This is a genomic window from Paractinoplanes globisporus DSM 43857, assembly GCF_000379645.1.
Lineage (GTDB): Bacteria > Actinomycetota > Actinomycetes > Mycobacteriales > Micromonosporaceae > Actinoplanes > Actinoplanes globisporus.
Genome location: NZ_KB903318.1, coordinates 1 through 22,137, shown reverse-complemented (window position 1 = coordinate 22,137; position 22,137 = coordinate 1). Strand labels below are relative to the sequence as shown.

21 protein-coding genes, 1 tRNA gene, 1 rRNA gene and 1 pseudogene are annotated in these 22,137 nt (G+C 67.3%); 12 read left to right on the top strand and 12 right to left on the bottom strand.

The features are described from left to right. Positions 1 to 73: 73 nt before the first annotated feature. Positions 74 to 1,450, top strand: a complete 1,377-nt coding sequence (locus A3CQ_RS0132100; protein ID WP_157296633.1) for a helix-turn-helix domain-containing protein — start codon at positions 74 to 76, stop codon at positions 1,448 to 1,450. On the opposite strand, the gene A3CQ_RS0132095 is transcribed toward A3CQ_RS0132100, so the two are convergent. Continuing rightward, positions 1,447 to 2,010: an NUDIX hydrolase gene (locus tag A3CQ_RS0132095; RefSeq protein WP_026206429.1), complete on the bottom strand. Its 564-nt coding sequence runs from the start codon at positions 2,008 to 2,010 to the stop codon at positions 1,447 to 1,449. The two genes, A3CQ_RS0132100 and A3CQ_RS0132095, sit on opposite strands and share 4 nt — an antisense overlap. A 701-nt stretch (positions 2,011 to 2,711) precedes the next feature. Here A3CQ_RS0132095 and A3CQ_RS54880 point away from each other — a divergent pair. The 8 genes from A3CQ_RS54880 (at position 2,712) to A3CQ_RS0132055 (ending at position 10,826) form a co-directional block, all read left to right on the top strand. Beyond that, positions 2,712 to 3,527 carry an SAM-dependent methyltransferase gene (locus tag A3CQ_RS54880; RefSeq protein ID WP_020515053.1) on the top strand — a complete coding sequence of 272 codons (816 nt, stop codon included), beginning with the start codon at positions 2,712 to 2,714 and terminating at the stop codon, positions 3,525 to 3,527. 276 nt (positions 3,528 to 3,803) lie between these two features. After that, a complete protein-coding gene (locus tag A3CQ_RS0132085; RefSeq protein ID WP_020515052.1) occupies positions 3,804 to 4,037 on the top strand; it encodes a DUF397 domain-containing protein in 234 nt (77 codons plus the stop codon). A 61-nt stretch (positions 4,038 to 4,098) separates the two neighbouring features. Then, on the top strand, positions 4,099 to 4,548 hold the full coding sequence (locus tag A3CQ_RS0132080) for a hypothetical protein (protein WP_020515051.1): 450 nt from the start codon (positions 4,099 to 4,101) through the stop codon (positions 4,546 to 4,548). 23 nt (positions 4,549 to 4,571) lie between these two features. Further along, on the top strand, positions 4,572 to 5,477 hold the full coding sequence (locus A3CQ_RS0132075; protein WP_040433392.1) for a JmjC domain-containing protein: 906 nt from the start codon (positions 4,572 to 4,574) through the stop codon (positions 5,475 to 5,477). A 1,735-nt stretch (positions 5,478 to 7,212) separates the two neighbouring features. Next, entirely contained in the window at positions 7,213 to 7,599 is a 387-nt protein-coding gene (locus A3CQ_RS0132070) for a hypothetical protein (RefSeq protein ID WP_026206428.1), read from the top strand. Further along, a complete protein-coding gene (locus A3CQ_RS0132065; RefSeq protein WP_085944344.1) occupies positions 7,596 to 9,035 on the top strand; it encodes an FtsK/SpoIIIE domain-containing protein in 1,440 nt (479 codons plus the stop codon). Before A3CQ_RS0132070 ends, A3CQ_RS0132065 begins: the two co-directional genes overlap by 4 nt. A gap of 176 nt (positions 9,036 to 9,211) precedes the next feature. Beyond that, positions 9,212 to 10,627, top strand: coding sequence for a replication initiator (locus A3CQ_RS54870; protein ID WP_040433388.1), 1,416 nt, complete (start codon positions 9,212 to 9,214; stop codon positions 10,625 to 10,627). Continuing rightward, complete coding sequence (locus tag A3CQ_RS0132055; protein ID WP_020515046.1) at positions 10,617 to 10,826, top strand: hypothetical protein; 210 nt, start codon at positions 10,617 to 10,619, stop codon at positions 10,824 to 10,826. The genes A3CQ_RS54870 and A3CQ_RS0132055 overlap by 11 nt, the downstream gene beginning before the upstream one ends. Here A3CQ_RS0132055 and A3CQ_RS0132050 read toward each other — a convergent pair. Beyond that, complete coding sequence (locus A3CQ_RS0132050) at positions 10,812 to 10,961, bottom strand: hypothetical protein (protein WP_157296629.1); 150 nt, start codon at positions 10,959 to 10,961, stop codon at positions 10,812 to 10,814. The genes A3CQ_RS0132055 and A3CQ_RS0132050 overlap by 15 nt on opposite strands. A 192-nt stretch (positions 10,962 to 11,153) precedes the next feature. On the opposite strand from A3CQ_RS0132050, the gene A3CQ_RS63160 reads away from it, so the two are divergent. After that, on the top strand, positions 11,154 to 12,707 hold the full coding sequence (locus A3CQ_RS63160; RefSeq protein WP_020515044.1) for a site-specific integrase: 1,554 nt from the start codon (positions 11,154 to 11,156) through the stop codon (positions 12,705 to 12,707). Here the strand turns inward: A3CQ_RS63160 and A3CQ_RS0132040 are convergent. The 6 genes from A3CQ_RS0132040 to A3CQ_RS0132015 form a co-directional block, all read right to left on the bottom strand. After that, positions 12,708 to 12,782 (bottom strand) — tRNA-Lys (locus A3CQ_RS0132040). A 38-nt stretch (positions 12,783 to 12,820) separates the two neighbouring features. Next, complete coding sequence (locus tag A3CQ_RS0132035; RefSeq protein ID WP_020515043.1) at positions 12,821 to 14,248, bottom strand: amidase; 1,428 nt, start codon at positions 14,246 to 14,248, stop codon at positions 12,821 to 12,823. Positions 14,249 to 14,251: 3 nt separating this feature from the next. Beyond that, a complete protein-coding gene (locus A3CQ_RS54860) occupies positions 14,252 to 15,373 on the bottom strand; it encodes a glycosyltransferase (protein ID WP_040433387.1) in 1,122 nt (373 codons plus the stop codon). Next, entirely contained in the window at positions 15,370 to 16,503 is a 1,134-nt protein-coding gene (locus tag A3CQ_RS0132025; RefSeq protein WP_026206426.1) for a glycosyltransferase family 4 protein, read from the bottom strand. Before A3CQ_RS0132025 ends, A3CQ_RS54860 begins: the two co-directional genes overlap by 4 nt. Before the next feature lie 251 nt (positions 16,504 to 16,754). Continuing rightward, on the bottom strand, positions 16,755 to 17,429 hold the full coding sequence (locus A3CQ_RS0132020; RefSeq protein ID WP_020515040.1) for an MBL fold metallo-hydrolase: 675 nt from the start codon (positions 17,427 to 17,429) through the stop codon (positions 16,755 to 16,757). A gap of 7 nt (positions 17,430 to 17,436) precedes the next feature. Then, the gene (locus A3CQ_RS0132015) at positions 17,437 to 18,369 is read right to left on the bottom strand and encodes an acyl-CoA desaturase (RefSeq protein ID WP_020515039.1); all 933 of its coding nucleotides are present in this window, start codon (positions 18,367 to 18,369) and stop codon (positions 17,437 to 17,439) included. Between the two features lie 207 nt (positions 18,370 to 18,576). Here A3CQ_RS0132015 and A3CQ_RS0132010 point away from each other — a divergent pair, with 207 nt between their 5' ends. After that, complete coding sequence (locus tag A3CQ_RS0132010; protein ID WP_040433386.1) at positions 18,577 to 19,782, top strand: cellulose-binding domain-containing protein; 1,206 nt, start codon at positions 18,577 to 18,579, stop codon at positions 19,780 to 19,782. A 53-nt stretch (positions 19,783 to 19,835) separates the two neighbouring features. Here A3CQ_RS0132010 and A3CQ_RS0132005 read toward each other — a convergent pair whose 3' ends face one another. Beyond that, positions 19,836 to 20,369, bottom strand: a complete 534-nt coding sequence (locus A3CQ_RS0132005; protein WP_026206425.1) for a DUF1269 domain-containing protein — start codon at positions 20,367 to 20,369, stop codon at positions 19,836 to 19,838. Positions 20,370 to 20,559: 190 nt separating this feature from the next. Between A3CQ_RS0132005 and A3CQ_RS0132000 the strand changes: the two genes are divergently transcribed. Then, positions 20,560 to 20,790 (top strand): TM2 domain-containing protein, encoded by a 231-nt coding sequence (locus tag A3CQ_RS0132000; RefSeq protein WP_020515036.1) that lies wholly within the window; start codon positions 20,560 to 20,562, stop codon positions 20,788 to 20,790. A gap of 92 nt (positions 20,791 to 20,882) precedes the next feature. On the opposite strand, the gene A3CQ_RS63155 is transcribed toward A3CQ_RS0132000, so the two are convergent. The 3 genes and pseudogenes from A3CQ_RS63155 to rrf form a co-directional block, all read right to left on the bottom strand. Beyond that, positions 20,883 to 21,413 (bottom strand): Rossmann-fold NAD(P)-binding domain-containing protein, encoded by a 531-nt coding sequence (locus A3CQ_RS63155; RefSeq protein ID WP_245577410.1) that lies wholly within the window; start codon positions 21,411 to 21,413, stop codon positions 20,883 to 20,885. After that, a pseudogene (locus A3CQ_RS64105) lies at positions 21,352 to 21,756 on the bottom strand (NAD(P)-dependent oxidoreductase); the annotation flags it as partial. The pseudogene A3CQ_RS64105 and the gene A3CQ_RS63155, both read right to left, overlap by 62 nt. A 139-nt stretch (positions 21,757 to 21,895) precedes the next feature. Further along, positions 21,896 to 22,012: ribosomal RNA gene (gene rrf, locus A3CQ_RS0131990) — 5S ribosomal RNA — on the bottom strand. Positions 22,013 to 22,137: the final 125 nt, after the last annotated feature.

Below are 22,137 nucleotides of genomic sequence, written 5' to 3'. Positions count from 1 at the left end.
GTAACGTCAACCCAGGTGTGCGAGCCGGTGGAGGAACAACAGCCGCGTTGGGTCAAACCCTGGGAGCGATGCCGTGTCGCGACGTTCGGTCGAAGTCGATCCAAGTTTTGCTGGTCGGCTGAAGGAACTCCGCCAGAGCAAGGGGATGTCCCTCCGGCGGCTGGGCAAGATTGTCCATTGCTCGCACGGATATCTATGGGATTTGGAATCCGGGACAAAACGCCCGAGCGTCGCTGTGGTGCTCCTTCTCGATAACGCTCTGGATGCTGCCGGCGAGCTGTCCTCTCTAGTCGCCGATTTGTCAGCCGACGACGCAATACCGCCTGTCGAGTGCGGAACTGTGACGGCTGGCCAGCCTGCCGGTCTAGAGTTCGCCGCGAGTTGGCGACACGGCATAGGAGTCGCCGCGAATCTTTGGCGAGGCGATATGCGGCGGCGAGTCTTACTGCGAGGTGCCGGATTCAGTGCGGCAGCATTCATGCCTCCGGCAATGCGCTGGCTGATGTCAACGCTCGATGAGCGGCCGGTAGGCGACGGCACAAAGACGGTGGGGCCGCCTGATATCGAGATGGTACGGCGCGTTACATCGACGTTCAGAGGGCTGGATAATCAGTTCGGCGGCGGCCATGTCCGAGAAAGCGTCGTTCGCTTCCTGGATGGCGACGTTACCGAACTCATAAACGGTCGATTCGACGCTGCGACCGGGCGGGCTCTGTTGGCTGCGGTAGCTGAGACCACGCAGTTGGCCGCGTGGACGTCTTATGACACTGGGATGCATGGCCTTGCGCAGCGGTATCTTGTGCAGGCGTTGCGGTTCTCGGCTGGGGCCGGTGATCGCGCTCTGGGCGCAGAGATCTTGGCTGCGATGAGCCATCAGGCTGCCTACAAGGGCTCATCAGCCGAGGCCGTCGACCTGGCCCGGGCCGCCAGTCGGTCGGCCGCCGAGGTAGGCATTCCAGCGATCCAGGCCGAATCGGCGGTTCTCGAAGCACAGGGTCACGCTGTTAGCGGGGATGAGCTGGCGTGCGCGGTGGCGTTGGATCGGGCAGAAAAGCTGTTTGACAAGGCCGATCGGTCGCGTGATCCCCAGTGGATCGGCTACTTCGATGAGGCCTATCTTGCGGCGAAGTTCGGTCACTGCTTTGCCAGTCTCGGACGTGGCGATATTGCGCAGCGGTTCGCCGCTCGCTCACTCGACATGGACGGCAAACACTATGCCCGTGGTCGGCAGTTCAACCTGGCACTACTCGCTCTGACGCACGCCCAGACCGGCGAACTAGAAGAGGCCAGCCGCGTCGGCATCCAGGCCGCCGACGCGGCTGAAGGGCTCAGCTCGGCACGAGCAAGAGATTACTTGCGGGACTTGGCCAACCGCCTCGGCCGGCATGTCGGCCTCCCGCCCGTCCGAGAGTTCGTTGATCGGGTGCGGTCGACCTCGACGGACAGCTAGAGCTTTCCCTGTGCCTTGAGGAGCTGGACCGCCAGGAACCCGGATATCGACCCGGCGCCAACGATGGAGCCGTCTTCAATGAGGTCCTGGATTTCGCTGAGCGGAATCCAATTGACCCGTTCCGCCTCGTTGACGTCAGGCGCTGCCCCGGTGAAGTCCGCGCCCCGCGCGAGGAAGACGACGTTTTCCTGATCGATGGTTCCGACCATCGGCTGGAAACTGACCAGTTTCTCCATGCTGCGGGGCCGCCAGCCGGTTTCCTCCTCGGTCTCTCGTGCGGCGCACATCGCGGGATCCTCGGCGGGGTCCAAATAGCCGCCAGGTAGCTCCCAGACCCAGCGATTCACGATAAAGCGATGACGCCACATCATCAGGACGCGTTCGTCGTCATCGACAACGATTACCATCGCCGCGCTCGGCACTCGAAGCACGTACTGCTCGAACCGCACCCCGTCGGGTAGCTCGACATCGGCGATGCTCAACACTGCCCGTCTGGTGTCGTCGACAACACGTTCTCCATGGATCGTCCATTCACTGGCTCGCTTCGGTTCCGCGGTCATGTGCGCACGCTAGCCGCACGCACCCGGTCAGGCGTACCCCAATCGGTTTGTTGGCTGACAACGGCTTACGTCTGTCGGCTTCGTTCCGGGGGTCCACCCCCGGCAGTCTGGTGCTCGAAAGGGGCGCGAGCAGCGGCGATCCGAATCGCTGTTCCCGTGTCCGCGCTGATCGACAACAGACGAACGCGTACGGGCCGCTGCCTCACATGAGGCACATCTCCGTAAACCCGGGCGACGGGCGAGTTGCAGACCGGCGTGTTTGTCGAACGGAGCGGGAGGTGGGGATGACGCAGAGCACGTACTACGCGATATCGGCCGAGCAGCTTTTCATCGAAGCTCAGGCTGTGCTGGATGAGCACGTGACGTCCAGCGGAACCGGCCGATGTCTGGCGTGCGATGCCCCTGGGCCATGTTGGCGACGCGAGAGCGCGGTGGCGATCTTCTCCCGGAGCCTGCGCTTGCCGGTCAGACATCCCGGCGCAAGCCGCCCTGAGTTGATCAACGCGCGCCGTATCACAACTCCGCTTCCGCTCGCGGGCTAGCGGTGTTCAGAGAGGTCATGGGCTCCCGTCGCGGAATGTGCGTGGCGGGGCGGTGGGTGCGGCCGGTTAGCCCCCGGTCCGGTCGCACCCGCTTGACCTTCCGACGGCTGCCAGTCTTGCCGACCGCATCCGTACCTCCTGGCCCCCGGTGGTGACCTGATGACCGATTCGATGCCTCAGCTCGACACGAGCGCCCCGGCGGCCTCCCGCCGGTATAACGCCTGGCTCGGCGGCAAGGACAACTTTGAACCCGATCGGGCTTCCGCTGATCAGATCGCGCTGGCTTTCCCGTCGATCCGAGCCGCTGCCGCGCAGAATCGCCTCTGTCTGGAACGGATGGTGCGTTACCTGGCCGCCGAGCGTGGGATCCGTCAGTTCCTCGACATCGGATGTGGGCTGCCTCTCGGGACCAACGTGCACGAGATCGTCCAGAAGGTCTTTTCCCAAGCGCGGGTCGTCTACGTCGACAACGACCCGCTTGTGGCGGTCCACGCCCGCGCACTGATGGTGCACAGCCCAGAAGGCGTAGTCGCTTTCCACTACGGAGACCTGCGCGAGCCTCAGCTGATTCTGAAGGCGGCCCGGGACACTCTCGACTTCAGCCAGCCGATCGGGCTGCTGTTGGCCGCCGTGCTGCATTTCGTGCCCGACACTGGCCAGGCGCTTGCCTCCGCTCAGGAGTTGGTCACGGCGCTGCCCTCGGGCAGCTATGTCGCGTTGACGCATGCGACCTACGACCCGTTGCCGGAGACCCAGCGGACGGCCCTGGACACCTTCGCCGCGCCCAATTCCGCGGCCGGTCCGTTCCAGCCACGTACCCATGTCGAAGTAGCCGCGTTCCTCGACGGCCTGGACCTCGTTCCACCCGGGTTGGTTTCGACCGTCCGGTGGCGGCCCGAGTTACGACCATCTGCCGATCCGCAACTCGGCGAAGCCGATGCGATCTGTTACGCCGCCGTGGCCGGCAAGGGATGACCACAAATTCGGCGTTCCCACCGGCGGTGGGCCAGCCCGTCCGGACGGCGTCCTGGTCGCGATGATCCACTCGCCTGAGGGCGGGGTGAGGTTTGCACTCGCGCGGTGGCGTCGCAGGTGATCGTTCACCGCGTTTACCGCTTGTGGGCTGCGAAAACAGACGCCCGGTCCGGTCGCCTTCCGTGGAAAGCAGACGGCCGGACCGGGGTGAAGGTGCACCACCGGCGCGGGGACCGCATCCCCGCAAGTGGCACCCCTTTGAAAGGAGATCGTCTCATGACGGTCCAAGACCTGTACGCGGTCGACGCGTCCGGCGTGAACCTGCGCAAGCTGTGCGGCGGCGGGATCACCAACACGATGGAGAGCTGCGTGGCGGCCGCGATCCTGCCGGGCGACACCGACGCGGTCATCATCGGTGACTCGAAGCTGGGCGCCGACTCGCCGACGCTGCGGTTCACCCGCACGGAGCTGGACGCCTTCTTCGCCGCCTACCAGGCCGGCGACATCTGATCTACCCGATCGGGCTGGCCGTTCGGGTGTCGTACGGCCAGCCCCCGCCACGAGGGGAACCATGACGGGGCAAGCGCATTGGCACGGATACGGCCCGTGGACCGGACCACACGGCTTCGTCGAGCGGGGCAACGATCAGCATCGCCGGCCTGGCCCCGAACGCAGCGACGCGGCGACGGTCGCGTTCGTGCAGAACACGATGCCGCCGCTGGAGACCGGTCACTATCTGCTGCGCCGTGCGCAGACCGGCCGAGACCGGACCTGGACGGCCGTCGATGACGCGCTGCGGTGGCTGTGTGAGACGTATCAGCGGCATCCGCCCGCCCCGGAGCTGAACTTCGGGCCGCTCGACGCCCGTTGTCGGCACACGCGGGCCGGGCTCGAGGGCGGGTCTGATGCCGTGTGGCATTACACCACCAGCGGCAACGGTGATCGGGTCGCCGTGTTCGCGGTGGTCTGCTGCCCCCACCGCTATCACCCCGGCACGCCGTGTCCCCTCCCACCGAACTGACCTTCGATCCTGGGAGACCGCTGATGTCCCTACACATGCTCCTCGGCGCTGAGGCCGCAACCGCTCTGCTCACGCGGTGGCCGGACAGCCCGTTCACGCTCGATCTGCCGGACACCAGCCCGATCGGGCGGGCAATCAATACGCAAACCATTCGGGGGTTCCTCGACGCCGGGTGCGCGCCCAGCGGCTACGTCAATGTGTTCTACAAGGGCGAGGGTCTGCACCCGGCCCGGTTCACTGCCGACGATCGGGTAGCGCCGGCGTCGGTGCCGTTGCTGCTCGATCAGGGTTGCACCATCCAGCTCCGCGAGCTCAACCGCTGGCACCCGCCGCTGTCGGCCATCTGCGCGGGCATTCAGGCGGAGACCGGCTGCCCCGGGTACGTGACCGCGTTTATCACCCCGCCCGCCACGCAGGGGCTGGACTATCACTGGGATCAGTACCTCGGGATCGTGGTGCAACTGGAGGGGTCGAAGACTTGGGAGCTGTTCCGTCCCAAGGTCGACGCCCCGCACCGGGACCACGGAATGTCGACGAACCTGTGGCAAGACGATTGGGTCCACCAGTGGCAGCAGGCCGGCCCGGACATGACCGTCGAGCTGACCGCCGGGCGCGTACTGGTGCTGCCTCGGGGCTGGGTGCACAACCCGCACGCGCGTAATGCCACCGAGGCCAGCGTCCATCTGACGTTCGTGCTCAAGGAACGGTCCCCGCTGTGGGTCGCCGAACGACTGATCGCCAGCGCGATCAACGACCCGCGCTTCCGCGCGATCATCACGCCAGCAGACCTCGCCGCGGAACGGCTACCGGAAACCGTCAAGGACGTCCGGGCGCTGATGCTCGACTACCTCGACCACCTCGACGTCGACGAGCTGGCCCGGGCGCTGCGACACGCCACCGAGAAGGAAACCAGCCACGCCACGCTGTAACTCGACCAGGGCGGGGCCGTCGTGTACTGCCACGGTGGTCCCGCCCTTCTGTCTGTCCGGGACTGCGTTTGTTGAACCGGCAACTCAATGCACTTGAACACCAATTACGCGCACCGATGCGCAATTCGAGCGCTATAACGAGCACTTCGCTTCCTCTCAACAGCACGTATCTACGCGAAGCTTGCTACGCGATCTGGCTACATTTAGCAAGACCTGCTCCCGCCGCGTCCCCATGGCGGTTGAGCTGGGAAGATGTGGCTCTGGGGACGGCGGGACCACCGAAGACCACCGTTTACTTGTGGTCGGATCATTGTCGATTCTGGGCGGCCGATCTAGCGTTGTCAGATGACCCCGTCGCGCAGAATCTCGGCCCGCTGGAACCGCTGCGGAACCGGCGTCGAAGGCCTGCCATCGTCTTCGGTGGCAAGCCGGCTTGCCGGTGCGGCAGCACCTCGGAGAGCGACCAGGGGCGGCCTGGCACGTGGGCCGTAGCCTCTCTCGCGCGGAACCCGCGATTTTCGAAGTTTTTGGTGTGTCCTCGCTCACAATGGTCCGCATTCTCCTGGACTGAGGCGCACTGGCGCGCACGGGACGCCACTGGGCGAACAAAAACAGCACTAAACCGGATTTCCAACGAATTTGACTGCGGACGGGCAGTGCCTACTCTGGACAACAGAAGGCTGGCGACGACAACTGAACAGCGAATGGGAAATACGACGAGAAGGCTTGGCAGAAAGTAGCTGCGGCACTGCCCGCGCATTTCTTGACCAATAGCACGCCGGGGGAAGGAGGCGGGTATGGCTGATCGTGACCGGGGTCGGCTATGGCGTGGGCGTGATCGTATTTCGGCGGGCTGTCCTCGTTGTCCTGGCCGGCGGTGCCCTGATTCGCGCCTACCTCTTCCCTTGGGGTGGGAGGGGGACCGGCCGAAGGCCGCATGCCCCCTCCCGACCCCTCCCTCCCTCACTCTCTTTCTGGCTCTGCCTTTCCCTTCTCTTGAACCAGTAGGGAAAGTTGTACGCACGCCATCACGCCAACTGGCCGGCAAAGACTCACGAAGACCTGCCACCGGATTGACGATCAACACCCGGCGTCCCGGTCCGGCTCCCGGCCTACGGTCCCCGCCATCCATGACATCCCTGCATGCTGGGCGCCCAAACAGGCCGGCTGTCGGGTTGCTGGTAACGCCGCCGCTAACGCCCTGCTGGGTTACTGGTAGCGCTGCCGCTAACGCCCTGTTGGGTTACTGGATGGACCGGTTGGGTGCCCGTTGGGTTCGGTTGGGTCCATGCCGACCCGGTTGGGTAGCCAACAGGAGCCATATGTAGGTAAGAAATCAACAGCGACCACAGCAAGTCCCCGAGTGGGTCGGCTGCGACCACGCTAATCAGCCAGCCCTCAGGATTCCGTAGCGGCGAACGCAGAAATCCGCCGTGAGTTCCACCACTTCCGCGTTCGCGCATTGCGATCGTGCCATTTAAACCAGTTGACAACGCCCACCCGCATCGACCACTTGCCCCGGACTATCCGATCGAGCTGTACTCGATCAGCACCCACCCTCGCCACCCTCGGAACACACGACATTCCACCACCCTTCTTTGCCGAAAGGAGATTCGGCTGTGGCTACCCGTTTGCCCATCGCCCGATCGCCACCTGCAAACACGACACCACCAAACCTGGTTTTGTCCATTCGCTCGGCTTCACCAATTCGATTCTTTTCTGAGGAGCATTTCTCGTGAACGCGAACATTCCTGTTGACCTGACCCGATTGACCGGCGTGATGTGCGTGTCTGCGCCGGAACGCAAAACGACACTTGAAGGAGAGCTGCGCAAGGACCGCGAAGGAAACCAACTGTGGGTGACCGGCGTGGCGCTGCGCCGGAACGGCACCCGCAAGGCGTCCGTGATCGACGTACAGACGGCGGCAGAGCCGGTCGACGTGCGAGAGGGAACCCTCGTCGCGCTGACCGAGCTGGACGTGTCGGTGTGGGAGATCGAAGGACGGCACGGACTGTCCTGGCGCGCCGCGTCCATCTACCCCGCCGGCTCGGCTTCCGGGTTCGGCCCGGCTTCCGCTTCCGGTTCGTCGGCGGGTGGCCGTGGTAAGGCGGACGCCCGATGAGCACCCTTATTGCTACGCCGGTGCCATCGCCCGCACCGTCGCCGTCGGGGCCGTCGCTCCCGGAGCCGCCCGGCTGGGGGCTCACCCCGGAACGCCTCGCGGCGGTGGGTCACGCCCTGGTCCCGATCGGCATCACGCTCGGCTGCCTCCTGGTCGTCTGGCTGGCGCTCGGGGCGTACCTGGCCCGCCGGCATCCTCTGGCCTTCTGGTACGGGTACGGTTTCTGGTTCCTCTGGTTGCGGATGCGGCGCACCTGGCGGCGAATCGCGTTGAACGCGGACCTGACCGCCACCGACCGGCCCACCACCGGCCAGCTCGGCCCGCTGCTGGTCAAGGGTCAGCCGATCCGGCCGGTGGTGCCCCTGCTGATCCGGATCCGGCCCCGGCACTACGGCGCGACAGCCGTCGTGGCCATGCATCCGGGGCAGATCCCGCAACCGTTCATCGACGCCGCCGATGCCATGGCCCACGCCTGGGGCGTCCACGCGGTGCGGGTCGTCCCGGCTGGGCGGCGGGGCCGGGTGAACCTGACCATCCTGCGCGCCGATCCGCTCAAGGACACCAGCATGGCCGCTCCCGCGTCGGCCCGCCCTCTGGCGGATCTCGGTGCGGCGGTCCCGGACGACCTGCGGGCGGAGGTCGGCAACCGGGAGGACGGGCACCGGTGGGCGATCGATCTGGCGGTGTTCCCGCACTGGTTGATCACCGGGGCCACTCAGTCCGGCAAGTCGACGCTGATCAACGCTGCGGTGGCGCGGTGGGCGGGTCGGCCGATCGCCCTGGTCGGCATTGACTGCAAAGGCGGCATGGAACTCGCCCCGCTCCTGCCGCGCCTGTCCGCCCTGGCCTGCGACCGGGCCGAAGCGGCGCACGTGCTGTCCCGGCTGGTCGACGAGGCGCAACACCGCATGGCGCTCTGCCGCCGGCATCGGGTCCGCAGCATCTGGCAGCTTCCGGAGGAACTGCGTCCGGTGCCGGTGATCGTGATCGTCGACGAGATCGCCGAGCTGTACCTGATCGCCTCGCGCGAAGAGAAAGAAGCGGCGCTGCGGGCCACCACGAGCCTGCTGCGGCTGGCCCAGCTCGGCGCGGCCCTCGCCATCCACCTGATCGTTGCCGGGCAGCGGGTGGGCTCCGATCTCGGCTCCGGGGTCACGGCGCTGCGCGCACAGCTCGGCGGCCGGATCTGTCTCAAGGTCAACGACCCGGAGACCGCCGACATGACCCTCGGCGACCTCTACCCCGACGCGGTGGAAGCGGCCCAGCAGATCGGGCCGGCGGAGAAGGGCGTCGCGATTACCACGGCCGACGAGTTCGGCTGGATCCGCGCCCGATCGATCAGATTCACCAACGACGCGCTCGATGAGGTCGTCGACGCCACCCGGGACTTCACCCCAAAACTGCCCGGCCTCGACCCGCCCGCCGACGACACCTGAACTACCCGTTTCTGCTTCATCCGCACAAACACAAGGAGATCCACCCGTGCTGCGACCACCTCTCCGCCCGGCCCGGTCACTGCCCACCCTCGACGCGGTGACCGGCCTGGCGGCCCCCTCTCGCTGCCTTTCCCGCTCGTCCCGGCTTCTCGGCCGCTCACCCCAAGGACCGCAACGTGTACCGATCCCACGAAGGTTTGACGTTCACCGATCAAGTACTGCTGGGCACCGCGCTGCTTCCCGACTTCCGGGCGTGGCTGGCCCGCATCCGCCACATCGGCGGCTGCCAACACCCCATCCACCTCCGGGGTCGAACCGAGACCATCGACGCCACCACAGCGGCGCTGATTTCCGAGTTCACCTCTAAGAGCCAACCCCACGGGCTGCTCACCGTCGCCTGCGGCAACCGGCGCGTATCCCGCTGCGAGCCCTGCGCCCGGCTGCACCAGGGCGACACCTACCACCTGATCGCGGCGGGCCTGGCCGGCGGCAAGAACGTCCCCGACACCGTCCGGACCCACCCGCGCGTGTTCGTCACGTTCACCGCGCCCAGCTTCGGCCCGGTCCACCGGCACACCCCCGGCGGCCTTTGCCGACCCCGCAGCAACACTCCTAGCAGTAAGGCACCCCGGTGCCCGCACGGCACGGTCATGGCCTGCGTCACCCGCCACGCCAGCGACGACCCGGCCGTAGGTGCCCCGCTGTGCCCGGGCTGCTACGACTACCTGGCCGCGGTGCTGTTCAACGCCCATACCCGCGACCTTTGGCAACGACTGCACCGCAGCCTTTACGAACACCTCGCCAGCACGCGCGGCATCACCCGCAAGGCCACGCGCCAGGCCATTCGCGTCGCCTACGCCAAAGTCGCCGAATGGCAGCGACGCGGGAACATCCACTTCCACGCCGTCATGCGCTTCGACGGCCCCGATGGCCCCGGCGACCCGCCGCCGGTCTGGGCCACTACCGGTCTGCTCATCGAAACCATCCGCGCCGCGACCCGACACGCGGTCTACCAGGTGCCCCGAACCAAGATCGTGCTGCGCTTTGGCCCGCAACTCGACATCCGCCCGATCACCCCCGGCCGCGCCGGAGACGACCTCACCGAACGCGCAGTGGCCTCCTACATCGCCAAGTACGTCACCAAACCTGAGTTGGCCGGCATCACCCTCGACCGACCGTTGCCCAACCTCGCGAAGCTCGCCCAGCTGCCACTCACCGACCACGCCCGGACACTGATCCTCACCTGCTGGGCCGTCGGCGCCCTACCGCCATACGCAAAGATCAAACTCCGACGGTGGGCACACCAACTCGGCTACCGAGGCCACACCGCTACCAAGAGCCGCGCCTACTCCACCACCTACACCGCCCTACGCGCCGCTCGCGCCGAACACCTCGCCACCCTCAACCACGAAACCGTGCATCCCAGCGACGGCACCATCGTCACGAAGGACTGGCACTTCTCGCACGCCGGTCACACCCTCGGCGAAGCCATGTACGCCGAAGCAATCGCCGACGACCTACGCGCCGCCCGCGAGGCAGCACGCGCCGCTCGCGCTGATCTCGACGATGCAGGGGTCGTCGATGTCCGCTGAACGCACGACCTGGACAGCCGAAGCCGTCCGACAACTCGGACTCACCACCGACATCGAGACCGCCGGAGCAATCCTCGGCATCGGCCGCAGCAAGGCCTACGCCCTCGCCAAATCCGGCAAGTTCCCCGTCCGCGTCATCCGCGTCGGACACAGCTACATCGTTCCTATCCCCGCCATCCTCGAACTACTCGGCGTCTGAGACGGCGGCCCACGTAGGGCGAGACCGGCCCGCCAGGACGTCATCGACCAGCAACGCCACAATGCCGGCCGTGGTGAGGTCGGGGCGCAGCTTCCTCAGCTTCTCGACCTCACCGGCCGACAGCCGGATCTTCACCTGCTGATCCCGTATCTCGTTGTCGCCTGGCAGCGGCGGCAACCCTTGCGCAGCCTCGACCACACGTCGACGCCTGCTCATCGTTCACCGTCCATATTGAACACAAGAAGCGGTACCCTATTGGTACCACTTCTCCTTGGGAGGTACATCGTGAGAGGGTCAGTATCCCGGCGATGCGCATGCCGAGATCCATTGACCGGCAAGCAACTCGGCCAGTCCTGCCCCAAATTCAGTCAGCGACGGCACGGCACCTGGGGCGTCCGACAAGAACTCCCGCCCGGCGCCGACGGCACCCGTCGCACCTTCCGTCGCTCCGGCTACTCCTCGGCCACCGAAGCGCAAAACGACCTCGACCAGGTGCGCGCGCTCCTGGCCATTCCCGAAACCGACGACACCGACGGCCGTCAACGGCTCGGAGACTTGCTTGAGCACATCGCTTCAACCCGTGAGCCTCTGCCCACGGTCGACGAAGTGCGCAGAAAGTTCCGTAGCGGCCACTCCCTGACGTCACGCATCACCGTTGGGGAATGGCTGGACACCTGGATCGCCGGACGCAAGATTCGCCGAACCACTGTCCGCCGATACGCGCAGGACATTCGCGTTCACCTCAAGCCGCGCATCGGCCACGTTCGGCTCGACCGACTCCGGGTTGCCGACCTCACCGAGATGTTCAACGGGATCGCGGAACGCAACATGGAGATCGAGGAGAGCAACGCGCTGCGTCGGGCCGCCATCGCCGAACTGAAGAACATCCGAGGGCGTGATGCTCGGCGGATCGCTCACGCCGCGATCAAAGAAATGCCACCGTTTCGGCGCACAACCGGGCCAACAGCACGGAAGCACATTCGTTCAACGCTTCGGGCCGCTCTGAACGACGCGATCGCACAGGAGATCATCACCTTCAGCCCGGCCGCCCACGTCGAACTCGACTCGGCCCGCCGACCGAAGGCACTTGTCTGGACGAAGGAGCGGGTGGCCCGGTTCACGGCGACCGGGGAACGTCCATCGCCAGTCATGGTCTGGACGCCGGCGCAGACCGGGCAATTCCTTGATGGCATTGCCGACGACCCCCTCTATGCGCTGTTCCACCTCGTTGCGTTGCGGGGACTACGACGAGCCGAGGCGTGCGGGCTTCGCTGGGTGGACGTGGATTTCAGCGGCCGTACGTTGACGATCGCCAAGCAGCTCGTCGAGAACGACGGCGAGGTTGAGGAGTCCGACCCCAAGAGCGACGCGGGGGATCGGCCCGTCGCGTTGGACGCCGAAACGGTCGCGCTTCTCCGTCGGCACCGCGCGAAGCAGCGTAAGGCTCAAATGGCGGCCGGCGAAGCATGGGTCGACTGCGGCGGCCGGGTCTTCACCCGTGAGTCCGGCGAGTGGATCGTGCCCAACTGGCTGACGGACCATTTCGAGCGGCTGGTCGTTCGCAGCGGTCTCCCGCCGGTTCGGCTGCATGATCTCCGTCATGGTGCCGCGACTCTTGCTCTCGCTGCTGGCACGGACATCAAGATCGTTCAGGAGATGCTAGGGCACTCGTCGTCCTCGCTCACCTCGGACACGTACACGAGCGTTCTGCCGGAGCTTGCCCAAGAAGCGGCCGAGGCGGCAGCGCGAATGATCCCGCGCCAGGCGAGTGCCCGCACTGCCGGGCTCACTTCGGGCTCACAGGGACACCAGGGGTCGACTAGAACGGTTGGAAAGCCTGACCTGAACGCTACAAAACTCCAGTTCAAGGCCGCTTCTTAGTGGTGGGCCGCCGGGGACTCGAACCCCGAACCTAAGGATTAAAAGTCCTCAGCTCTGCCATTGAGCTAGCGGCCCCGCGATCACAGCGTACCTGTGCCCTCGGCCGTTGCCGATCAGGTATCGCCCAACCCACTATTTCCCCAGGTCAGCGGCGGTTCGCCGAGTCTGCCGCGGGCCGCCTCGAAGGCCGCGGCAAGCTGCAGCGTGAGCAGGTCGGAGCGGGGGCGGGTGACGATCTGCAGGCCGATCGGGAGGCCGCCCGGGGTCAGCCCCGCCGGCACCGAGATGGCGGGAGCACCCAGCATCGTGACGTGATAGGCCGACCGCATCCAGTCCAAATAAGACTCCTGATGAACACCGGCTATCTCGTGCGGGTACTCCCACTCGGCCGGGAACGGTGGGACCTGGCTCACCGGGGCCAACAGGGCATCGAAGCGGTCGAAGAAGTCGAGCCCTGCCCGCCACAGACGCCCCCACGCCAAGGCCGCCCTCGCCAGAGCAGAGGCGTCGACGGCGCGGCCCTCGCGGATGTTCCAGGCCAGCGACGGTTTGAAAGCCTCAGGATGCGCGTCGAAGTCGGCCTCGAACGCCATCGCGAACTGGTGGGCCCGAAGGGTGCGGAAGACGAACTCGGCCTCCGACAGGTCGGGCGTGGACTCGACCAGCGAGCAGCCCAGGTCGGTGAAAACCGAGACGGCCGGCGTCAGCACCGAGAGCACCGCCGGGGCGACCGGCAGCCCGCCCAGCGTGGGTGACCACGCGATACGCAGCCCGCGCAGGTCTCGGGAGAGATCCGGGACGAACGGGCCTTCCAGGCTGATCGGCGACCGCGGATCGGGCCCGGCCATCACGGACAGGAGCAACGCCACGTCAGCGACCGTTCGAGCCATCGGCCCGGACGTGGTCAGCGTGTCCCAGGGAAGCTCGGTCGGCCAGCTCGGCACCCGCCCGGGCGTGGGGCGGAAGCCGACGACGCCGCAGAACGACGCCGGGTTTCGCAGCGACCCGCCCATGTCGCCCCCGTCCGCGATCGGCTGCATGCCGCTGGCCAGGGCCGCCGCCGCGCCTCCGCTGCTGCCGCCGGCCGAGCGCGAGAGGTCGTACGGGTTCCGGGTCACGCCGAAGACCGTGTTGAACGTGTGCGACCCCGCACCGAACTCCGGCACGTTCGTCTTGCCGAGGCGGATCGCCCCCGCCTTCATGATGCGCGAGACACACAGCGTGTCGTACGAGGGCACGTTGTCGGCGAGGAGCGGCGACCCGTACGTCGTACGCATGCCTTGGGTCTCGTGGGTGTCCTTGAATGCGATCGGCAGACCGTGCAGAGGCCCGACGGAGGCCCCGGAGGCGAGGAGCGAGTCGGCCGCGGCGGCAGCCGACAGGGCCCCGGAGGCATCGAGTGTGACGATCGCGTTGACCTGCGGGTTCACCGCCGAGATGCGCTCCAGGTGGGACTCCACCACCTCACGCGCCGACACCTCGCGACGCCGCAGCATGGCGGACAGCGAAACAGCGTCGCGCTGCCAGAGAAAGGAAGTCATGCCCTACATAGTGCCGACGAACGACCCCGAATGCGCCGCGAGGAACCCGGCAACCGACGCCGACCAGGGAAATTTCTCGGCCTGCGCCCGGGCCGCGGCCCGCCGCGACTCGACCGGGCGGGCCAGGATCTCCCGGACCGCCGCGGCGTAGGCCAGCCCCTCGCCGCCGGCCGCGAGACCGGCCGACCCGATCACCTCGGGCAGCGCGCTCTGCGAGCTCACCACCACCGGCGTCCCGCTGGCCAGCGTCTCGAGCGCGGCCAGCCCGAACGTCTCGACCGGGCCGGGCGCGATCGCCACGTCCACACTGGCTTGCAGCGTCGCCAGCTCGACCGGGTCGCTGACGTGCCCGAGGAAGCGCACCGGCAGTCCCCGGTCGGCGGCCTCCTCCTGGAGCGCGTTCCGGAGTGGTCCGGCCCCGGCAACGACGAGCACCGCGCGTACGCCCAAAGCTCGGAGACCCTCGACGGCCGCAAGCGAACGTCGGGGTTTCTTCTCCGGCGAAAGCCGGCCGCAGTGCAGGAGCAGCACGTCGTCGGGGGACGCCCAGCGCGCCCGCAGGTCCGGATCGTGGCGATCCGGGGTGAACCGCTGGAGATCCACACCGAGCGGCACGCGGGTCACGTTCGGCATGCCGATGCGCTCGAACTCGTTCGCCGCCCACTGGGTGGTGCAGACGATCTGGTCGTGGTCCTGGGCGGTGCGCCGGTTGAGTGTGTCGCCGATACGCCGGCCGGAGGCGGGGCCGAACAGCCGTAGCAGGCCGTCGAGGCTTTCGTGCGAAACCATCATCGACGGTACGCCCGCGCGGCGCGCCCAGCGGCCCAGCCAGCGCAGCGTCGTGCGGTCGGAGATCTCGATCCGGTCGGGGTCGATCGATCGCAGCGTCGAGGCCACCCGACGACGGTCGAGCAGCACGCGATAGCCGCCGACGCCGGGCACCAGCGGGCCGGGCAGCGTGATCACCCGGCCCTGCGAGGTGATCTCGTCGGAGAACGACGGGCCCGGGATGACCAGGACCGATTCGTGGCCGGCGGCCTGATAGCCCTCGCCGAGATTGCGCAGGGCCGTCTTCAGTCCACCCGATCGAGGCGCCACGAAGTTGGCAACCCGGACAATTCTCACGCCGCCACCGCCATCACACCGGAACCGCTCACGGCCCGATAATGCCCGATCAACTCGTCTCCCACCGCCGACCAGCTGCGTCCCTCGATCGCGGCGCGTCCGGCCGCCCCGAAAACCGCCCGTTTTGCCAGATCTGCGGCAAGGTCAGCAACCGCGGACGTGAAACCGGCGGCCTCGAACGGCGGAACCAGGTATCCCGTTCGCCCGTCCTGCACCAGATCGACCGGTCCGCCGGCCCGCGGCGCCACCACCGGCAGCCCGCTGGCCATCGCCTCCTGCACCGCCTGCCCGAACGTCTCGTACGGGCCGGTGTGGGCGAAGATGTCGAAGCTCGCATAGATACGCGCCAATTGCAGTCCACGCCGCACGCCGAGGAACTTCGCCCGCGGCAAAGCCTTGCGCAGCGTCGGCCCGGCCGGCCCGTCACCCACGATGACCAGCCGAACTCCGGGCATCTGGCTCACGTCGGCGAGCAGGTCGATCTGCTTCTCCACGGCCAGCCGGCCCACAAATCCGACCACCACCTCACCGTCTGGAGCTAGCACGCGACGCATTCCGGTGGTGCGCCGATCGGGGTGGAACTGCACGTCGTCCACACCGCGCCGCCACAAGTGGATGCGTTCCACGCCGTGCAGGCGCAGTGCATTCCCCGACTCCGTGGACGGCACCAAGGTACGTGATGCCGAATTGTGGACAGTGCGGATCCAGCGCCAGGCAGCGCCCTCGGTCATCCCCACCTTGTAGGCCCGGGCGTACGCGGCGACGTCGGTCTGATAAACGGCGACCGTGGGCAGTTTCAACGATCGCGCGGCCGCCATTCCCCACGCGCCGAGCACGAACGGGCTGGCCAGGTGCACGATCTCAGCGCCGTGCGCCTTCAGCGCGCCGGTCATCGTCGGCGTGGGCAGCCCGAGCCGAATCTGGGGATAACCCGGCATCGGCAGTGAAGCGATTCGCACCACCGGATAAGGTACGTCGACCCGGACATCACGCACCGCCGGCGGCGGCTGCGGGGCGATCACCATCGGCTGATGCCCTCGACGCATCAGATGTTCGGCCGCCCGCACCACCGAGTGCGCGACCCCGTTGACATCCGGCAGGAACGACTCCGTGACCAGAGCGACTCGCATGCAGTCACGATGATTGCCGCCGATGTCCGGCACACCGCATTGCCGTTAGCCGATTTCCAAACACCACCCAAACGTCCGCAGTAACGCGCCCCACATCCGCTTGACATCCGCCTCGACGTCAATTCGATTTAAACCCCTATTAGGGTACGGGGGCCCGGGGCCCCCAACCGCATCGAAGCCGGCCCCCGGTCGACGAACGCGACCTCGCCGCGCCCGCACGGCCGCAGCGCGCGTCTCGCGTTATTGCAACGTCATGAGAGCGTCGCGGCGTACGTCCGGAACCGCTCGACCGCCCGCCCGCTGACCGCCTGCCCATGCCCGAAGACCGCGTGGTCGAAGTCGTACGTCGCCAGCTTGATGACGCTGCGGTCGAGCGCGGCGAGATCTTCGGCGGCCCGCCGCGGCGCGCTGCCCACCTCGCCCTTGCGACCGGCCGCGGCGTCACCGGCGAACAGCACGCCGCCGGCCCGGTCGAGCTGGTAGGAGACGTGCCCGCGAGTGTGCCCCGGCGTATGCAGAGCGGTGAAGCCCGGAAGCGGCTCGAACCCGTCCGCTGTGATCAGCTTGTCGATCTTGGTCGGTTCGGCGGTCAACAGCCGGGACACCAGCTTCATCAGCGGGCGGGTCGTCTCGGGCCGCCGCTCGCCGGTGATCACCGGGGCGTCGGCGGCATGCGCGAAGATCCGGGCGCCCGAGCGGGTGCGCAGGTCGGCCACGTTGCCGGTGTGGTCGAAGTGGTGATGGGTGAGCAGGATCGCGTGCACCTCGCCGATCGACTTACGGATCTCGTGCAGCGCCTTCTCGATGCGGGCCGAGCGCCGGGGCAGCCCGGTGTCGACCAGGACCACCCCGTCATCGGTCAGCACCAGGTGAACGTTGACGAAACCGAGGCTCAGCTCGAAAACACCGTCGACTACTTCGCGCACCGGGTCATTATGCCGCTCTGGCAATCTTCGCGAGCCGCTCGGCGGTGGGCCAGTGGACGTCGTGCGCCCAGCCGAACCGCTCGAAGATCCAGATCACCCGGGCCGATATGTCGATCTGTCCGCGGCGGACGCCGTGCCGGGCCTGGGTCGGGTCGGCGTGGTGCAGGTTGTGCCAGGACTCGCCCATGCTCAGGATGGCCAGCGGCCAGAAGTTCGCCGACCGGTCGCGGGCGACGAACGGTCGCTCCCCGATCATGTGGCACACCGAGTTGACCGACCAGGTCACGTGGTGCAGGAACGTGATGCGGACCAGGCCCGCCCAGAAGAACGCGGTGAGCGCGCCCGCCCAGGACCAGGTGATCAGCCCGCCGAGCAGGGCCGGCCCGAGCAGGGTTGCGATCGTCAACGGCCCGAAGAGCCGGTGCACCACCCGCATGTCCCGGTCGGCGAGCAGATCGGGCGCGAACCGCTCCTGGTTGGTCAGGTCGCGATCGAGGATCCAGCCGAGGTGGGCGTGCCAGAAACCGCGAGCCAGCGCGCCCGGCGACGTACCGAACAGCCACGGCGAGTGCGGGTCGCCCTCCTTGTCGGAGAACGCGTGGTGCCGCCGATGGTCGGCCACCCAGTGCAGGATCGGGCCCTGCACGGCGAGGCTGCCGGCCACCGCCAGGGCGAGTCGCAGTGGGCGCTTGGCCTTGAACGAGCCGTGCGTGAAGTAGCGGTGGAAGCCGACCGTGGTGCCCAGGCAGGTGAGGACGTAGAAGCCGGCGGCGAGCGCCAGGTCGAGCCAGGTCAGTCCCCAGCCCCAGGCGAGCGGCACGGCCGTGACCAGGGCCAGGAACGGCACGATCACGAAGAGGTAGACGGTGATGTGTGCGGGCAGCGGCCTCTTGCCGGCCAGCATGTTCTTCGGGCCTCGGGCTTGGACGGTGGCGGACATGGCGATCACCTCACGCGGTCGCGGTCTCGCCGGTGAAGCTAGGCGAGCCGGGCGGATGCGGGACCGCCGTCCGGCTAACCCACGCGAGCCATACCGTGAACCCCCGGGTGGTGCATTCGTACATGTCGATATAGGCTCTCCCCCGGACCGGTTCTTCTTGAGGGCGAATTGACAGTCCGTCGTGCCCCAAGGAAAGAGGAACTCGTCATGAGACGTCGCGCCGCTTGGGCCCTGGCCTGCGTGCTGGTCGCGTTCTCCGTGGTGGGCGTGCTGAAACCGGCGTACGCGGCCGTTGGATGCCGGGTCGCCTACACCGTCCCGAGCCAATGGCCGGGCGGATTCCAGGCCGCCATCACGATCACCAATCTCGGCGATCCGCTCAGCGCCTGGACGCTGGGCTTCGCATTCCCCGACGCCGCTCAGAAGGTGAGCCAGGGGTGGAGCGCCACCTGGACGCAGTCGGGTAAGTCGGTCACCGCGGCCAACGCGAGCTGGAACGGCTCGGTCGCCTCCGGCGGCACGGTGAGCGTCGGCTTCACCGGCACGTTCGGCTCGGCGAACCCGTCCCCCGCCGCGTTCACGATCAACGGGGTCACCTGCACCGGCACCACCCCGACGACCCAGCCACCCACCACAACGCCCACTACCTCCCCTTCTGCAGATCCCTGGAATCCCCCTTCCAGCCTCGTCCAGCCGCTCGCCGCGGTCTGGTCCCACGAGGAGCAGACCTACAGCGACCTGTACGGGTTCAAGAACTACGGCTGGGACCAGCTGTTCGCCGGCGGCGGGTCGATCAACTACTGCGTGCGCTGGGACTCCACGGCCCACGTCACCGCCACCCAGCGGGACGCGGTCGCGGCCGCCCTCCAGCGCCAGTACCAGAAGTGGATGGACCAGATGCTCGACAACGGCTCAGGCTGGAACAACTGGCCGTACAAGCAGGTGCCGGTGAAGGTCGTCGGCTGGGCGGTGCGTGACCGGTCCCAGCTGGAGTGGACCGACACCTCGGTCGACGTCTACGTCAACAACATCCGCGAGAACGCGCCGCAGTGCGCCGAGCCGTGCGGGCGCTTCTTCCACCAGGACGGGAACTACTCGGGCTGCCCGGGCGGGGCGTCACACCACTACGACCACTCGCTGTGGCTCACCGCCGGGTTCAGCGGCGGCGCCGGCGGTGACTGGGGTCAGCGGATCGGCTCCGAGTACTACATGAGCAACCTGACCACCGAAAACATCCACATACTGCTCCACGAAATGGGGCATACTTATGGCCTGGATGATTTCTACGACTGGGATCCGCTGCCCGGTCAGGGCTTCATCATGAAGGCCGGCAGTGCCACGCAGATCACCGAGTTCGACAAGTGGATGCTGCGCGACTTCTGGCGCCACCTCAAGAGCAGATACGGCCGGTAGACACGCGACGGCCGCCGGCACCCCCTGCCGGCGGCCGTTCACTTCCCCCGGAATCAAGCCGTTGCCGCCGCCTTGGCGTCCTGCTCGATCTCGGCGCTGTCCGCCTTGAGCTGCTTGGCCTCGATCTTCTCGGCGCGGCGCATGGCCCGCTCGACCTTGGCGCCCATGTCCGAGGCGGCCACCACGACCAGCGCGGCCTGCCCGGCGTCGAGATACTCGCCCAGCTCCTTGAGGTCGTGCCGGCTCATCCCGGCCGAGGCATGCCCCGCCACGGCACCGAGGATCGCCCCGCCGCCGGTGGTTGCCGCGAGCAGCCCACCGCCGATGGCCGCGAACGGGAACAGCGCTACCACCAACCCCGTGGCCAGCCCCACCCCACCGCCGAGCACCCCACCGACCCGCGTGGGCGTCTCGTGCTTCTTCACAATCTTGGTCTTGCCACCCTCTCGCCGCTCCACGACAGCCGCGTCGTAGGCGTCGATCAGGCCGGCCTCCCGGTGCAACTCTTTGACGAGGTCGTAGTCGGCCTCGGCATCGGCCACGCTCGGATACACCCCGGCGTAGACCATGAACGTGTCAAAAGCCATCGTGGCGCCTCCCTTGGGCGTGCTTTGGCCACAGCCTCTCGTGAGGCCCAAGCCATCGCCTCATCCCCAAGAGGTGACTCACTGGCGGCAACCGCGCGGCGATCTCCTTGGGGATATTGCCTACGGACGCCGTGTCCCGTTATCGTGCTTCGGCTTTGAGAGATCTCTATATAGAGGAGACACAGCAATAATGACCGCCACTCAGACCGTCGCCACGGGTACGAAGTCCTGGATCGCCGCGCTTCTGCTCTGCTTCTTCGTCGGCTTCCTCGGCATTCACCGCTTCTACGTCGGCAAGGTCGGCACCGGCATCCTGATGCTGATCACCTTCGGCGGCTTCGGCGTCTGGACCCTGATCGACTTCATCATGATCGCGATCGGCAAGTTCTCGGACAAGCAGGGCCTCGCGCTCGCCCGCTGACCCACCGCCGGACATAACCGGGCGACCCAGGGGATCCACCAGCGCAAATAACACGCTGGGCCACGGTCCTTGGGTCGCCCGGCCGCGTTTTGTCACTCGCCGCCCGTGCTGAAACTGGCGGCGAAGGCCGCGTCCAGCGGGCGGCCCGTCGGCGGGTCGATGAACAACTCCCGGAGCAGCAGGTCGGCGAACTCGGCCGGGTCGACGCCGGATTCGCGGCCGGCGAGAGACTGCAGCCGACTCCCGGCCCGGAGCGAGCTCCGTATCACCGCGGGCGGAATCCGCCGGACCCGCCGCGGCCGTCCCACCGCCTCCGCGATCCGGCCGAACAACTGGTCCCACGTGAGGTTCTCGTCGGCGATGGGCAGATCCTCGCCAACCCCGCGTTCGAGCGCATCCACAGCCGCCTCCGCCACATTGTGCGCCGAGGTGACCGCGGTGCCGCCGGCCGGTGCGAACAGGGGCGTACGCGGCCAGAGCTGCCGATCGCGGTGCTCGAGCTGCCGTTCGTCGTCGGCCGCGCCGGCGATCGGGCGCCCAACTGGGCCGGGCCGCTCGATCGGTGGGCCCGCTCCCTGCGGCCGCGCGCCCTTCCCGCGCCTGCTCGAGCCGGCACCGCACATAGTTGCTGCGCTCGCCGAGACGCCACTGCGGGTACAGCCGGTCGAAGTAGGTGTAGTACGACCCGAGGATCACGCCGCGGGTGAGGCCCTCGGCCCGGGCCGCGGTGAAGAGCCGCACCACCGGCTCGACCATGTTCGTGCGGAAGACTGGATAGATCGGCTTGCGCAGCGGCCGCTGCTCCTCGGTGCGCGTGGCCAGGACGACGCCGTCGTGCCCGCTCACCGCCGCCCGCATCTCCGAGACCGAGGCGCTTTTCACATCGAGTACGCGATCGACACCCGCCCGGCCCGTCCGCGCCGCCACGGTCGCGGTGTGCCCGCGTTCGCGCAGCAGCTCGGCCACGTGGACCCCGATCAGACCGCTCCCACCCACGACAAGAATTCGCACGAGCAGATCGTCCAGTCTGGACCCGCGGGGCTGTCAAGCCACAAATGCAGAAAGCCCGTCCCGGTTTCCCGGGGCGGGCTTTCTGTCGGTTTGAGTCCGGCGGCGTCCTACTCTCCCACACCCTCCCGAGTGCAGTACCATCGGCGCTGGAGGGCTTAGCTTCCGGGTTCGGAATGAGACCGGGCGTTTCCCCTCCGCTATGGCCACCGAAACAGCTGCCAGCGTGTCGAACACCAGCTACCCACGTGTTGGTGGGGTGGTTGTTCGTTTGCTGTGAATCACACAGTGGACGCGTTGAGGATCAAATTTTAGGTGGTTAAGCCCTCGGCTTATTAG

Bases quoted from the DNA above. Each gene is read 5' to 3' on its own strand.
- A3CQ_RS0132085 (WP_020515052.1), top strand. From the start codon at position 3,804: ATGACGGTCCAAGACCTGTACGCGGTCGACGCGTCCGGCGTGAACCTG.
- A3CQ_RS0132000 (WP_020515036.1), top strand. From the start codon at position 20,560: ATGACCGCCACTCAGACCGTCGCCACGGGTACGAAGTCCTGGATCGCC.
- A3CQ_RS0132080 (WP_020515051.1), top strand. From the start codon at position 4,099: ATGACGGGGCAAGCGCATTGGCACGGATACGGCCCGTGGACCGGACCA.
- A3CQ_RS0132055 (WP_020515046.1), top strand. From the start codon at position 10,617: ATGTCCGCTGAACGCACGACCTGGACAGCCGAAGCCGTCCGACAACTC.
- A3CQ_RS0132065 (WP_085944344.1), top strand. From the start codon at position 7,596: ATGAGCACCCTTATTGCTACGCCGGTGCCATCGCCCGCACCGTCGCCG.
- A3CQ_RS0132095 (WP_026206429.1), bottom strand. From the start codon at position 2,010: ATGACCGCGGAACCGAAGCGAGCCAGTGAATGGACGATCCATGGAGAA.
- A3CQ_RS0132015 (WP_020515039.1), bottom strand. From the start codon at position 18,369: ATGTCCGCCACCGTCCAAGCCCGAGGCCCGAAGAACATGCTGGCCGGC.
- A3CQ_RS54880 (WP_020515053.1), top strand. From the start codon at position 2,712: ATGACCGATTCGATGCCTCAGCTCGACACGAGCGCCCCGGCGGCCTCC.
- A3CQ_RS0132010 (WP_040433386.1), top strand. From the start codon at position 18,577: ATGAGACGTCGCGCCGCTTGGGCCCTGGCCTGCGTGCTGGTCGCGTTC.
- A3CQ_RS0132075 (WP_040433392.1), top strand. From the start codon at position 4,572: ATGTCCCTACACATGCTCCTCGGCGCTGAGGCCGCAACCGCTCTGCTC.
- A3CQ_RS63155 (WP_245577410.1), bottom strand. From the start codon at position 21,413: ATGTGCGGTGCCGGCTCGAGCAGGCGCGGGAAGGGCGCGCGGCCGCAG.
- A3CQ_RS0132025 (WP_026206426.1), bottom strand. From the start codon at position 16,503: ATGCGAGTCGCTCTGGTCACGGAGTCGTTCCTGCCGGATGTCAACGGG.
- A3CQ_RS0132005 (WP_026206425.1), bottom strand. From the start codon at position 20,369: ATGGCTTTTGACACGTTCATGGTCTACGCCGGGGTGTATCCGAGCGTG.
- A3CQ_RS0132035 (WP_020515043.1), bottom strand. From the start codon at position 14,248: ATGACTTCCTTTCTCTGGCAGCGCGACGCTGTTTCGCTGTCCGCCATG.